This window comes from Verrucosispora sp. WMMA2121 (assembly GCF_027460185.1).
Lineage (GTDB): Bacteria > Actinomycetota > Actinomycetes > Mycobacteriales > Micromonosporaceae > Micromonospora > Micromonospora palythoicola.
On record NZ_JAPZBH010000004.1, the window covers coordinates 459853 to 472945 of the forward strand.

The 13093-nt window shown below is 71.9% G+C and carries 12 protein-coding genes; 10 read left to right on the forward strand and 2 right to left on the reverse strand.

The window, feature by feature from the left end; all coding sequences use genetic code 11:
* The first annotated feature begins 238 nt into the window (after nt 1–238).
* Nucleotides 239–2035, forward strand: coding sequence for a beta-N-acetylhexosaminidase (locus O7605_RS02720; RefSeq protein WP_269738683.1), 1797 nt, complete (start codon nt 239–241; stop codon nt 2033–2035).
* On the opposite strand, the gene O7605_RS02725 is transcribed toward O7605_RS02720, so the two are convergent.
* The gene (locus tag O7605_RS02725; protein ID WP_269737754.1) at nt 1980–2684 is read right to left on the reverse strand and encodes a TetR/AcrR family transcriptional regulator; all 705 of its coding nucleotides are present in this window, start codon (nt 2682–2684) and stop codon (nt 1980–1982) included. The two genes, O7605_RS02720 and O7605_RS02725, sit on opposite strands and share 56 nt — an antisense overlap.
* Before the next feature lie 116 nt (nt 2685–2800).
* On the opposite strand from O7605_RS02725, the gene O7605_RS02730 reads away from it, so the two are divergent.
* The 9 genes from O7605_RS02730 (at nt 2801) to O7605_RS02770 (ending at nt 11884) form a co-directional block, all read left to right on the forward strand.
* The gene (locus tag O7605_RS02730; protein WP_269737755.1) at nt 2801–3466 is read left to right on the forward strand and encodes a DUF998 domain-containing protein; all 666 of its coding nucleotides are present in this window, start codon (nt 2801–2803) and stop codon (nt 3464–3466) included.
* 532 nt (nt 3467–3998) lie between these two features.
* Nucleotides 3999–4655, forward strand: coding sequence for a C39 family peptidase (locus O7605_RS02735; protein ID WP_269737756.1), 657 nt, complete (start codon nt 3999–4001; stop codon nt 4653–4655).
* 608 nt (nt 4656–5263) lie between these two features.
* A complete protein-coding gene (locus O7605_RS02740; RefSeq protein WP_269737757.1) occupies nt 5264–6175 on the forward strand; it encodes a ribokinase in 912 nt (303 codons plus the stop codon).
* A 5-nt stretch (nt 6176–6180) separates the two neighbouring features.
* The gene (locus tag O7605_RS02745) at nt 6181–7206 is read left to right on the forward strand and encodes an ABC transporter permease (RefSeq protein ID WP_269737758.1); all 1026 of its coding nucleotides are present in this window, start codon (nt 6181–6183) and stop codon (nt 7204–7206) included.
* 67 nt (nt 7207–7273) lie between these two features.
* Complete coding sequence (locus O7605_RS02750; protein WP_269737759.1) at nt 7274–8293, forward strand: substrate-binding domain-containing protein; 1020 nt, start codon at nt 7274–7276, stop codon at nt 8291–8293.
* Between the two features lie 3 nt (nt 8294–8296).
* Nucleotides 8297–9841: a sugar ABC transporter ATP-binding protein gene (locus O7605_RS02755; protein WP_269737760.1), complete on the forward strand. Its 1545-nt coding sequence runs from the start codon at nt 8297–8299 to the stop codon at nt 9839–9841.
* Nucleotides 9838–10293, forward strand: coding sequence for a D-ribose pyranase (gene rbsD, locus O7605_RS02760; RefSeq protein WP_269737761.1), 456 nt, complete (start codon nt 9838–9840; stop codon nt 10291–10293). Before O7605_RS02755 ends, rbsD begins: the two co-directional genes overlap by 4 nt.
* 40 nt (nt 10294–10333) lie before the next feature.
* Nucleotides 10334–11038: a deoxyribose-phosphate aldolase gene (gene deoC / locus O7605_RS02765; RefSeq protein WP_269737762.1), complete on the forward strand. Its 705-nt coding sequence runs from the start codon at nt 10334–10336 to the stop codon at nt 11036–11038.
* 78 nt (nt 11039–11116) lie between these two features.
* The gene (locus O7605_RS02770; protein ID WP_269737763.1) at nt 11117–11884 is read left to right on the forward strand and encodes a GntR family transcriptional regulator; all 768 of its coding nucleotides are present in this window, start codon (nt 11117–11119) and stop codon (nt 11882–11884) included.
* An 18-nt stretch (nt 11885–11902) separates the two neighbouring features.
* Here the strand turns inward: O7605_RS02770 and dusB are convergent, their stop codons facing one another.
* Entirely contained in the window at nt 11903–13051 is a 1149-nt protein-coding gene (dusB, locus tag O7605_RS02775; protein ID WP_269738684.1) for a tRNA dihydrouridine synthase DusB, read from the reverse strand.
* Nucleotides 13052–13093: the final 42 nt, after the last annotated feature.

The window sequence follows — 13093 nt, forward strand, 5'->3', positions numbered from 1 at the left end:
GCGCACATTCACGCAATTGCCGGCCTCCCCGTACGCTAGACGGCACGCTCTGTGACCACCTCGCACCATTGCCACAACCGCCGCGAATACACCCCCCTCGGGAGTTCTCGTGTCCACCCCGTCCAGCACCGCACCGGAACCACTCGACCCGCCCCGCCCCGCCGACGTCACCACCGAGGCGGCGCCCGCCCCGCAGCGGCAGACCGCCGCAGCGGACCGGACCAGCGCAGGTGGCGGGATCGCCGCCCGGACGAACGCCGGGCCCGAGACCGCCGCGCGGACGAACGCCGAGGCGCAGACCGCCGTACCGGTGAACGCGGCGGCCGAGACCGCCGCGGGTGCCGACGACGCGGCTCGGGCTGCCGGGCGCACCGCCGAGGAGTTGGCCCGGGCGGCGGAGCGCGAGGCCGCGACGCTGCTCGGGCCGCCGGCACCGAACCGGCTCGGCGACGTGGTGCCCGCACCCGAACGGGTCGAGCCGGACGCCGCGGCCGACTACCTGCTCGCCGTCGACGCGGTGATCAGGGTCAGCGCCGACCCGGCCGCCGTGGCCGTCGCCCGGCAGCTCGCCGCGCTGCTGCGCCCGGCCACCGGATACCCGCTGCCGGTGACCGACACCACCGCGCCCGTCCCGGCCGGCGGCATCGCCCTCGTCCTGACCGACGAAATCGCCCTGGGCGCGGAGGGCTACCGGCTCGACATCAGCACCGACGGCGTACGCATCGCCGCCGGCACCGCCGCCGGTCTCGCCCACGGGGTGCAGACGCTACGGCAGCTGCTGCCGGCCGCCGTCGAGAGCGCGACCCCGGTCACCGAACGCTGGGTGCTGCCCGGCGGGTCGATCCTCGACCGTCCCCGCTATCCGCACCGGGGCGCGATGCTCGACGTGGCCCGGCACTTCTTCGGCGTCACCGACGTGCTGCGGGTGATCGACCACCTGGCCCGGTACAAGCTCAACCGGCTGCACCTGCACCTCACCGACGACCAGGGCTGGCGGATCGCGATCGACTCCTGGCCCCGGCTCGCCACCGTCGGCGGGGCCGGTGCGGTCGGTGACGCCCCTGGCGGGTACTACACCCGGGCCGACTACCAACGGATCGTCGGGTACGCCGCCGAGCGGCACATCACCGTGATCCCCGAGGTCGACCTGCCCGGTCACACGAACGCCGCGTTGACCGCGTACGGCGAGCTGGCCCCCGACCGGGCCGCGCCGGCGCCGTACACCGGCACCGAGGTCGGCTTCAGCTACGTCGATCCAGCCAGCGAGCGCACCTACGACTTCGTCGCCGACGTACTCGGCGAGATCGCCGCGCTCACCCCCGGCCGGTGGCTGCACATCGGCGGCGACGAGGCGTTCAAGGTGCCCGCCGAGGTGTACGCCGGCTTCGTCGACCGGACGCAACGCATCGTTGCCGGCCTGGGCCGGGACGTGATCGGCTGGCACCAGATCGCCCCGGCCCCCCACCACGACGGGCGGATCCTGCAATGGTGGGGCACGACCGGCGAGGATCCGGTGACCGCCGAGGCGGTCCGCCGGGGCGCTCGACTGGTCCTCTCCCCCGGCAACCACGCGTACCTCGACATGAAGTACGCCCCAAACACCCCGATCGGGCACGACTGGGCCGGGCTGATCGACGTACGCCGGGCGTACGACTGGGACCCGGCCACCCACCTGGCGGGCGTACCGGCCGAGGCGGTGCTCGGCGTCGAGGCGCCGCTGTGGACCGAGTCGGTGACCACCCTCGCCGAAATCGAGTACATGCTGTTTCCCCGGCTGCCCGCCATCGCCGAGCTGGGCTGGTCCCCCCGCTCGACGCACGACTGGGACGCGTTCCGGCGGCGACTCGCGGGGCACGGCCCCCGCTGGGCCACCGCGGGCATCACGTACCACCGGTCCGCCGAACTGCCCTGGCCGGCGACGCCGGTGCCCGCCCCGCGTAGCCCGTCACCCGGCGCCGATCAGGCCGAGCAGCCGTCGGTCAGCGGCCGCGACGAGCCGCCAGTCCGTCCAGGATCAGTTCCAGACCGAGGGTGAAGCGGTCCACCGGTCCGGCGGCGAACAGTGCGTCGCGCAGCGCGACGGTGTGCGGGAAACGGTCGGCGGGCAGGTCGTGGTAGTACTGCGCGACCTGTGCCCAGCGCCGTCGTGCCGCCTCCGGGCCGCCCTGACCCGCGACGCGCTGCCGGGCGGTGTCGAGGGCGTCCGCGGTCACGTAGAGCGAAAGCCGGTCGACCGTCCACGCACAGACCTCGTCCGGAAAACCGGCCGGGCGAAGGATCGCCAGCAGCGCTTCGGCGATGCGGGCCGAACTGTCGCCGACCGGCGGACCCGACATGGCCACCGCGGCGATGTCGTGGTGCGCCAGCAGCACCCGGCGCACCTCGCGGGCCAGCGCGACGAGTGACTCGCGCCAGTCATCCGGGTCGGGCGGTGGCACGACGACCTCCGTCAACACCCGGTCGAGCACGAGTTCGAGGAGTTCGTCCTTGCCGCTGACGTGCCGGTAGATCGAGGCCGGCCCGGTGCCGAGCGCGTCGGCGACGCTGCGCATGGTCACCGCGTCCACGCCGGCCCGGTCGACCAGGTCGAGCGCCACCGCGACGATCGCCTGCCGGGTCAGCGCGGGCTTCGACCGGGCGGCACGACGCCGCCCGCCCGGGGACCCCGCACCGCTGTCGATCATCCGGCTCCCTCCGCACGTTCCGGTAGCCGACCGACCCCGGCGGGACGGCCACAGACTAGTCGAGACCACCGGGCCCATCTTGCGAACACCGTTCGCAGCGTGCGAACATCGTTCGCATGGTGCCGAAGCAGGACTCCATCACCCGTGGCGCTGCCACCGCCGCCATCCTCGCGCCGGCCTTGCTGATCGGCCTGGACCTGACCGACGGGGCGACCCGTCCCGGCTACCAGCTCACCCGACACTGGATCAGCCATCTGTCGTTGGGTGAACGGGGCTGGCTCGGCACGGTCAAGCTCGTCGCCGTCGGCCTGCTGATCGTCGCCGTCGCGCTCGGGCTGCGGGATCGGGCGAAACCGGTCATCGCGACGCCGCGTGGAGCAACCTGGCGACCGGTCGCACTGGCCGGGCTGGCCCTGCTGGCTGCCGCCGCATTTCCGATCGACCCGGGCCTCGGCTACCCACCGGGTGTCAGCGGGCAGCAAACCTGGCACGGCGGGCTCCACGACCTCGCTGGACTGGCCGTCGTCGTCGCGCTGGCCGTGGCCGCCTGGCGGCTGGGCCGGGATCTCGACGCAGGCAGCGCGACGGCCCGCTGGCGGGAGCTGGGACGCGGCGTCGCGGCGCTGGTGCCGGTCGCCTTCCTGACCTGCGCCACGCTCGTCACCCTCGACCATGCCGGCCTGGTCACCGGCGCACCGGGTGGGCTTTTCGAGCGGATCGCGGTGTATGCCGGAATCGCCTGGCTCGGCGTCGCCAGCGCCCGACTGCTGACCCGCCCCTGACCTCCGCACCGGTCGTCCGCGCAGCTCGCACCCTGCGGGACCTCGGCTTCCCGACGCGCCGCCACCTCGATGGTGCGATGCCGTCGATTGTCCGAATCCGCAGTGACCGGGGCCACCCGGCCGGCGGAATCGGGGGCCCGGTCCGGTGGTTGTACATGGCGTAACCACGAGCGCCCCCCGAGCGCCACCCCCGGCGGGTCGGAATGACCCCCCGCCGTCGGGCGTTACATCCCCCGGGACACCGCCAGGGGCAGCCGCCTCCCCGCGAGGATCCCCCGGAATGACCCCGGCCCGCCCGGCGTTACATCCCCCGGGCCGCAAGCCCCCGGAATGACCCCCGGGCCAAAAGGGCGTTACATCCCCCGGGCCGCCAGCCTGCGAAATGAGCCCGGTCGACCCGGCGTTACACCATCTCCCGGGCACCGACCCGCCGAACCCAGCGCGTAGCAAGCGTTCTCCCCTTTCCGCACGGCCCACCCGCACCCCCATCGCGGGCACCGCCGCGCGCACCCCCGACCGAAAGGTGCGAATCATGGCTACCACCATCCTGCGCAAGACCGCCCTGACCATCGCCGCTGCCGCCGCCACCGCCGGAGGCATCGCCGGCCCCGCCGTCGCCGCCCACGCCACCCCGGGTGTCCAGGCGAGCGCCGTGCAGGCCGACCGCAAGCCCGCCGGCGAACGCGAACTCGGCGTCCGCTACGAAGCCCAGCCCAACTTCTACTACTGCGGCCCCGCCGCCGCCCGCAACGCCCTGAGCGTGCAGGGCAAGAACATCGACGTCGACACCATGGCCAAGGAAATGCGCACCACCGAGGCCGGCACCAACTCCATCAACGACATCACCCCCGTCCTGAACAAGGAGACCGGCAAGGACGTCTACAAGTCGGTCGAGATCACCACCCCCAAGGCCGACGACAAGCAGACCGACAAGCTGCGCGACGACATCGTCACCACCATCGACGACGGCCGCGCCGTGGTCGCCAACATCGCCGGCACCGCCACCGACACCGACGGCACCACCCACAGCTTCGAAGGCGGCCACTACATCAGCGTCGTCGGCTACCGCAACGGCGGCGACACCGTCACCATCGCCGACTCCGCCGACCCCACCCAGGCCTCCTACCGGATGAGCATCGACGCACTGGCCGACTGGATCGCCACCCGCGGCTACAGCGCCACCTCCTGACCAACCAAACAACCACGAAGGGCCGACCCCACCCGGGGTCGGCCCTTCACCGTCTCCACCCCCGGTTCCCACCACCGCACCGCACCGCGAATGCGACAACTTCGGGGATGTCGCTGCCTGAAGCCGCAGCCAGGCAGCGACATCCCCGAAGTTGGTGCCTCCGCCCGCGGGCACGACGGCACGCAGGCACGACGGCGCGGGAAGACGACGGCGCGCAGGCACCACGGCGCGCAGGCACCACGGGCTCGGGTGTGATGGCCCTCCGGCGAGTCGGAGGCCATCGACAGACCTCAGGTCATCCGCGCCGGAACCGCCGCGCCGCCACGCGCCGCGCCGTCCCGCCACGCGCCGCGCCGTCCGGATCACCCGCGCCGCCCGCGCGTCGGAACCGGCGTCGTACCCGGGACGAACCGACACGCGGCAGGTCGCCGCCCGGCCCCGCCGCAGCCCGGTGATGATCGGCAGAACTGGGCCTAGGCGCAGGTCAGGCGAGGGTCAGGGTTTCGGATCCGTTACCCGCAAGTGCCTCGCAGGTGTTGACACCTGGTGGTGGCCCGACGTAGCGTCGCCGCAAGTTGTACATGGTTGTCCATAGACAAGAGGCGAGCATGAAGATTGCGGTTGTTGGCAGTTACGGTGCCGGGCTCACCATGCGGGTGCCGCGGGCACCGGTCGCTGGCGAGACCCTTTCCGGCGGCCGCTTCGCTTCCGGGCACGGCGGCAAGGGGTCGAATCAGGCCGTGGCCGCGGCACGCCTCGGTGCCGAGGTGAGCTTCCTGACCGCGATCGGTCGGGACCAGTTCGGTGACGCGGCACGCCGCCTGTGGCACGACGAGGGGGTGGACGCCAGCGCGGTCCGCACCACCGACGCGGCCACCATGGTCGGCTTCATCCTCGTGGACGACGGGGGCGAGAACCGGATCGCCATCGCGCCGGGCGCCCTCGACGAGCTCACCCCGGCCGACGTCGACCGGTTCACCGACCGCATCGCCGAAGCCGACCTGGTCGTCGTCAGCCTGGAGATCCCGCTGCCGGTCGCGCTCGCCGCGCTGCGTACCGCCCGCGCTCACGGGGTCCGCACGCTGCTCAATCCGGCCCCGGCCGTGGCACTGCCCGATGAGGCGTGGGAGTGGATCGACGTGCTCACCCCCAACGCGAGCGAGGCACGCGTGCTCACCGGCCTGGACCCGACCGACGTCGCCAGCGCCGGAGACGTCGTCGAACTATTGCGGGCCCGCTACTCCGGCACCGTCGTACTGACCCTCGGTGCCGACGGCGCCCTCGTGGACTCCGGCGGGCACCAGACCCGGGTCGCGCCGGTCACCGCACCGCGGGTCGTCGACACCACAGGTGCTGGCGACGCCTTCACCGCAGCGCTCGCTGTCGCCCTGACCCGGGGTGACGACCTCATCGAGGCGGTCCGGTACGCCGCCGCGGCCGGCACCCACGCCGTCGGGATCGCCGAGGTCATACCCGCCCTGCCCGGCCCGGACGATGTCGCGGCCCTGTTGAGGAGATGAGAGAGATGGCCCAGATGACCGCGCAGGCGGCACCGCCGGAAGTGTCCGCCGCCCCCCACAGCCCGTCGCCCCTACGGCGGTTCCTGCACGCCCGCGAGGCGAGCACGTTCCTCGCCCTGGTCGTGCTGTTCGCTTTGGGCAGCACGCTCGCCCCGGGCTTCCTGGGCACCGACAACTTCCTGACCGTCGGACAGCAGATCGCCCAGATCGGCATCATGGCGATCGGGGTCACCTTCGTCATCATCAACGCGGAGATCGACCTCTCCGTCGGCTCGATCTACGGGCTCGGTGCCGTCGTCGCCGGCCTGCTGATGACCTCGGACATCGCGTGGCCGCTCGCGGCCCTCGGCGGGGTGGCCGCCGGTGCGGTCGCCGGCATGCTCAACGGCCTGATGACCGTGGGCTTCGGAATCCCGTCCTTCATCGTCACCCTCGGCACCCTGAGCGTGTACCGGGGAGTCACCCTGCTGCTCAGCGGCGGTTCGCCGATCTCACTGTCCAGCAGCGACCCGAACGTCGCCGAGTTCAACCTGCTCGGTCAGGGCGAGCTGTTCGGCCTCCTCCCCATGCAACTGGTCATCTTCGCGCTGGTCGCCGTGCTCGGCGCGATCGTGCTGTCCCGCTCCCGGTACGGCTTCAACACGTACGCGGTCGGTGGCAGCGCCGAAGCCGCCCGGCTCTGCGGTATCAACACCGGCCGCGTGAAGATCATCGCCTTCACCATCTCGGGCACCCTCGCCGGCCTCGCGGGCGTGCTCGGCCTGTCCTTCCTGTCCTACGTGCAGGGCGTCACCGGTACCGGGATGGAACTCGTGGCCATCTCCGCCGTGATCATCGGTGGCGCGGCGCTGTTCGGCGGCTCCGGCACCATGCTCGGCACCGTCATCGGCGTGGCGTTCATCGGCGTCCTGCAGAACATCCTCAACCTGCGCGGCATCTCCTCGTTCTGGCAGACCGTCGCGACCGGCGCGGTGATCATCCTCGCCGTGGCGGCCGACACCTGGCTGCGCAAACGCTCCGGACGACGCTGACCCGGCGTCCGCCCGACAGCCGGGCGCGCTACGCACCATCCGATCCCACCCCAAAGGAGCCACCCCGATGAGACTCACCCTTGCCCGCCGGGCCGCGGTCGCCGCGACCCTCGGTCTGACCCTCGTGGCCAGCGCGGCCTGCGGCGCGGTCACCTCCGCCAACGACGACTCCACCGGCAGCGGCGAGTTCCAGCTCGCCGACTACATCTCCGAAGCCGTCGAGCAGGGCGACCAGCTCAAGATCCGGCTCAGCTACCACGACCCGTCCCTGGCCTTCGCGGTGCCGATCCGGGAGGGCATGGAGCGGGCCGCCAAGGAGTTGGGCGTCGACGCGCAGATGATCGGACCCACCGGTGGCAGTGCCGCCGACCAGGTCGCCGAGCTGCAAACTCTGATCAACCAGAAGCAGATCCACGGTCTGGCGGTCTCATCGGCCAGCAACGACGCGCTGAAGCCGGTCATCGCCCAGGCGTACGACGCGGGCATTCCGATCATCTCGTTCAACACGAACAACCCGGAGTCCAAGCAGATGGGCTTCGTCGGCCAGGATCTGGTCGCCTCCGGTGAGTCCCTGGCCAAGGAACTGCTCGGCGTGCTCGACGGCGAGACCGGCAAGGTCGTGGTGGTCTCCGTCGACTCCGGCGCCGGTTGGTCGAACGACCGCTTCTCCGGCTTCGAGTCCGGGCTGAAGGGCTCCGGCATCGAGATCGTCGGCCCGGTGAACACCGGTAACGAGCCGAGCGCGGCGTACAACACGATCGAGTCGACGATGGCCGCGCAGAAGGACGCCATCGCGCTGGTCTCCCTCGACTGCTGCAGCTTCACCGCCGGGGCGAAGTGGCTGGAGCAGTCCGGCAACGCCGGAAAGATCCACTCGGTGGGCTTCGACGTGCAGCCGCAGACCGTCGAGTACCTCAAGGCCGGTGTGGTCGACCTGACCATCAGCCAGGGCCCGGCGGAGCAGGGCTACCAGGCCGTCAAGCTGCTCGTCGATTACCTGCAGAACGGCACCGAGATCAGCGACGTGGACACCGGTGCGCTGGTGGTCACCCCCGAGAACGTCGCCTCGGTGCCGGTGGAGGGCTGAGCCATGACCAGCCCGGCCACGATCGCCGCCCCGCCGACCCCCGCCGTCGAGGTGACCGGCCTTTCGCGGCACTTCGGTCCGGTCCGCGCTCTCCAGGATGTCTCCCTGGCCGTGCCGGCCGGCAGCCTCACCGCCGTCATGGGCGAGAACGGCGCCGGCAAGTCGACGCTGATGAAGATCCTGGCCGGGCTGGACAGCCCCACCACCGGCACGGTGCGGGTGGACGGCGACGAGGTCCGTCGGTTCGATCCGGCCACCCTGCTCAGTCGGCACCGGGTGGCCCTGGTGCCGCAGGAACTCGCCCTCGCACCGGACCGGACGGTCGCCGAGAACATCATGCTCGGTGTCGAGCCCGGCTCCCGGCTCTTCCCGAACCCGCGCCGGATGGACGAGCAGGCCGCCGCCCTGCTGGCGCGTCTCGGCGTACGGGTGGACCCCCGCCGCACCGTGGGGCGGCTGGACGCCGCCACCCAGCAGTTGGTGGTCGTCGCCCGGTCGCTCGCCCGGCAGGCACGGCTGGTCATCCTCGACGAGCCGACCTCGATCCTCTCCCCCGCCGAGTCCGAGCGGCTGTTCGAGGTGATCGCTTCGCTGCGGGCCGACGGCGTGACGATGCTCTACGTCTCGCACCGGATGCCCGAGGTGTTCGCCCTGTCGCAGCACATCCACGTGCTGCGCGACGGGCGGCACGTGGCGCAGTGGCCGACCGCCGAGGTCACTCCGGATCAGGTGGTGGCCGCGATGGTGGGCCGCGAACTCGCCGGAGAGTTCGGTCGGCACGAGCCCGCAGCGCCCGTCACCGCGACTGCGCCACGGCTGCGCCTGCGCGGCGTCTCCGGTGCCGGTTACACCGCAGTCGACCTGGATGTCGCGCCCGGCGAAGTGGTGGGCGTAGCCGGGTTGCCCGACAGTGGCCGCGTCGAGTTGCTGCGGGGAGTCTTCGGTGCCGACCCGGTCGACGACGGCGAACTGGCGCTGGACGGACAGCCGTTCGCCGCCCGGTCGCCTCGCGATGCCATCGCCGCGCAGGTCGCGTACCTGCCCGGCGAGCGGCGCCAGCAGGGGATCCTGCCGACGATGAGTGTGGCCGACAACGTCAACGCCCTGACGTTGCGCCGCCGCCAGCGGTTCGGTCTGCTGCGGCGGCGGGCCCTGCGCGACGACGCCCAGGCGCGTTCCCGCGAGCTACGGGTCAAGACCTCGACCGTGACCCAGGGCATCACCCAGCTCTCCGGCGGCAACCAGCAGAAGGCACTGCTGGCCCGCTGGTTGTCGATCGATCCCCGCCTGATGCTGCTGGACGAGCCCACCCGGGGCGTCGACGTCGGCGCGAAGGCGGAGATCTACCGGCTCTTCCGGACGCTGGCCGAGGACGGTGTCGCCATCCTCGTCTCCTCGTCCGACCTGCCGGAACTGCTGACCGTCAGCGACCGGATCGCCGTCATGGCCGCCGGCCGCGTGGTCGGCGTCCTGCCCGCCGCCGAGGCCACCGAGGAGAAGGTCATGGCGCTGGCCACCGGCGCGCACACCATGAAGGAGACGACATGAAACGTACGGGCGTACTCAACGCCGAACTGTCCGGGGTGCTGGCCACGCTCGGCCACACCGACCTGCTGCTGGTGGTCGACGCCGGTTTTCCCATCCCGCGTACCGCCCACCGCGTCGACCTGGCCATCGCCGAGGACCTGCCCTCGCTCACCACCGTGCTCGACCTGATCGCCGACGAGATCATCGTGGAGGGCGTGGTCGTCGCCGAGGACGTCACCACCCACAACAAGCCGCTCGCGGACTGGCTGGGGCAACGCTTCCCGGGCGTGCCGCTGAGCACCCGTCAGCATGCCGAGATGCTCGGTGAGCTGGCCGGACAGGCCAAGGCGATCGTCCGGACCGGGGCCTTCAACCCGTGGGGCAACGTCGGCCTCATCTGTGGCGTGGACGTGCCGCGCTGGTTCGACGAGCCCGGAATCATCGTGCCCGACTACTACCGGGACCGGATGTAGCGGCGCGCCCCGCGCCACGAGTACCACATTGGAGAAGATCGTGAGCACTGCCATCCTGGCCGACACCGTCGCCCCCGCCGCGTTGGCCCCGTACATCCAACACACTCTCATCGAGGTCGGCGTCACCCGCGACCGGATCGTGGCCCACGCGGAGGAGGCCGCCCGGTACGGCTTCAACGCCGCGATGGTCCCCGGCTCGTGGGTGCCGGAGGTCGCCGAGGTGCTACGCGGCACCGGTATAGAGGTCGCCTCGGCCCTGGACTTTCCCTCCGTCGGGGTGACCACCAGCGCCGGCAAGGCCGCCGAGGCGGAGAGCCTGGTACGGGCCGGCGCCACCCAGATCGACATCGGGGTTCAGATCGGCTGGCTGAAGAGCGGGCGGTACGACGCGTTCCGCGACGACATCGCGGGCGTGGTCCGCGCCGCCGGGGTGCCGATCAAGGTGATGCTCGAACTGCCGTTGCTCACCCCGGCCGAACGGGACGTCGCCGTGGACCTGGCCGTGGAGGCCGGTGCGGCGGTGCTCAAGAACGCCAGCAGCGGAGCCGTGGAGGTGGCCAACCCGGACAGCATCGCCTACCTGGTGGCACGGGCCCCGCAGGGCGTGACGGTCAAGGCGTCCGGATCCATCAAGTCGTTCGATCAGGCGGTCGCGCTGCTGCGGGCGGGTGCGGTGCTGCTCGGCACCAGCGCCGGGGTAGCTATCGTCACCGACGCGACCGACGATCAGACGACGAGCTACTGAGCCGCCGTCGCCCCTCGGCCCGAGCGACCGCACCACGGTTGGCGTCGGGGGGCGACGGCCCCCAGGGTGGAAGGTGACATGTCCGACCAGTTGCATGCGGCCGGGGCGTCCGAGCGGCTCGACCGGGACGCGCCGGTGCCCCTGCACGCCCAGGTGTCGGAGCAGATCCGAGCCCGGATCCTGTCCGCCGAGTGGCCACCGCACTACCGGCTACGCAGCGAGCCGGAGTTGGCGACCGAACTCGGCATTTCCCGTGGCACCCTGCGTCGGGCGCTGTCCACGCTGATCCGCGACGGCTTGCTGGTGCAGGTACGCGGTCGCGGCACCTTCGTCACCTCCACCGCGATCGAACCGTCGATCGCCCAGAAGCTGACCACCCTGTCCGAGGACTTCGCGCGGCAGGGAGTCACCGTCACCACGCAGGTGATCTCCCGGGAGGTCATGCCCGCGCCATCGCCGGTCGCGGCGCTGCTCGACCTTCGACCAGGCCAGTCGGTGCTGCGGTTGGCCCGACTGAGGTCCATCACCGCAGGTCCGGTCGCCTGGCTGGTCAACTACGTACGCGTGGACCTGGCACCCGGCCTGGAGCACGCCGACCTGGCCGACCGCTCCCTGTTCGGGTTGCTGGAGAACGACTACGGGCTCAAGATCAGCACCGGCCGGCGTACCTTCACCGCGACGGCCGCGTCCGGTCGGACCGCGGCGGCGCTTGAGGTACCGGAGAACTTTCCGCTGCTCTACCTCGAACAGATCACCTATCTCGACGACGGCCGGCCGATCGAGTACTCGGACGTGTGGATCCACAGCGAGCGGATGCGCGTCACCTCGCTGCTCTCCCGCCGCTGACGGGCCGGGCAGCCGGGGTCAGCCGCCGGAGTCGTCCAGCTCCGCGCCCTCGGGAACGGTGTCGTCGTCGCGGCTGGCCAGCCAGCCGTCGGGCAGGAAGACCTTGCCCGGTGAATTGGTGCGACCGCGCGGCTGGCCCAGCGTCTCCACCGGGAACGGCACCGCCGGGTCCAGCTTGCCGAGCAGGTCGTCGAGCTGGGCCAGGCTGTCGATCATCGCCAGGGAGCGGCGCAGCTCGCTGCCGACCGGGAAGCCCTTGAGGTACCAGGCGACGTGCTTGCGAAAGTCGGTGCAGCCGTCCCGCTCACCCCGGGCCGGGTTGCGGGCACCGGCGGTGAACTGCTCGACCAGCAGCTCGGCGTGCCGGCGCATGGTCACCGCCACCTCGCCGAGGGTGGGCAGCCGCCGCTGCGGCGAGCCGTTGAACGCCGCCTCCAGGTCGGCGAAGAGCCACGGCCGACCGAGGCAGCCACGGCCGATGACCACACCGTCGACGCCGGTGTGCGCCACCATCCGCAGCGCGTCGTCGGCCTCCCAGATGTCGCCGTTGCCGAGCACCGGCACGTCGAGGGCCTGCTTGAGGGTGGCGATGGCGTCCCAGTCGGCGGTGCCCGAGTACCGCTGCGCGGCCGTACGCCCGTGCAGGGCGACCGCGGCGACGCCGGCCTCCTGGGCGGCCAGCCCCGCCTCGACGTACGTCAGGTGGTCGTCGTCGATGCCCTTGCGCATCTTGACCGTGACCGGCACCCCGGCGGGTGACGCGGCGGCCACCGCGGCCCGCACCAGGCGGGCGAAGAGCCGCCGCCGCCAGGGCAGCGCCGCGCCGCCACCGCGTCGGGTCACCTTCGGCACCGGGCAGCCGAAGTTGAGGTCGACGTGATCGGCCAGATTCCGCTCGACCACGATCCGGACGGCGGCGGCGGTGGTCTCCGGGTCGGTGCCGTAGAGCTGGAGGCTGCGCGGGCGCTCGTCCGCTCCGAACGCGATCATCCGGAGCGTCTTCGGGTTCCGCTCGACCAGGGCGACCGTCGTGATCATCTCGCAGACGTAGATGCCGCCGCCCTGCTCCCGGCAGAGCTGCCGGAAGCCGACGTTCGTGATGCCGGCCATCGGGGCGAGCACCACCGGCGGCCACACCTGGTGCGGCCCGATGGCCAGCGGCGGCAGGTCGGTGGCGGGACGGAGGGCGGTTTCCACCGCTCAAGGGTA

Excerpts from the sequence above, each read along its gene's own strand:
- O7605_RS02725 (WP_269737754.1), bottom strand. The coding sequence starts at position 2,684 with ATGATCGACAGCGGTGCGGGGTCCCCGGGCGGGCGGCGTCGTGCCGCC.
- O7605_RS02740 (WP_269737757.1), top strand. The coding sequence starts at position 5,264 with ATGAAGATTGCGGTTGTTGGCAGTTACGGTGCCGGGCTCACCATGCGG.
- O7605_RS02755 (WP_269737760.1), top strand. The coding sequence starts at position 8,297 with ATGACCAGCCCGGCCACGATCGCCGCCCCGCCGACCCCCGCCGTCGAG.
- O7605_RS02730 (WP_269737755.1), top strand. The coding sequence starts at position 2,801 with ATGGTGCCGAAGCAGGACTCCATCACCCGTGGCGCTGCCACCGCCGCC.
- O7605_RS02750 (WP_269737759.1), top strand. The coding sequence starts at position 7,274 with ATGAGACTCACCCTTGCCCGCCGGGCCGCGGTCGCCGCGACCCTCGGT.
- O7605_RS02770 (WP_269737763.1), top strand. The coding sequence starts at position 11,117 with ATGTCCGACCAGTTGCATGCGGCCGGGGCGTCCGAGCGGCTCGACCGG.
- rbsD (WP_269737761.1), top strand. The coding sequence starts at position 9,838 with ATGAAACGTACGGGCGTACTCAACGCCGAACTGTCCGGGGTGCTGGCC.
- O7605_RS02735 (WP_269737756.1), top strand. The coding sequence starts at position 3,999 with ATGGCTACCACCATCCTGCGCAAGACCGCCCTGACCATCGCCGCTGCC.
- O7605_RS02745 (WP_269737758.1), top strand. The coding sequence starts at position 6,181 with ATGGCCCAGATGACCGCGCAGGCGGCACCGCCGGAAGTGTCCGCCGCC.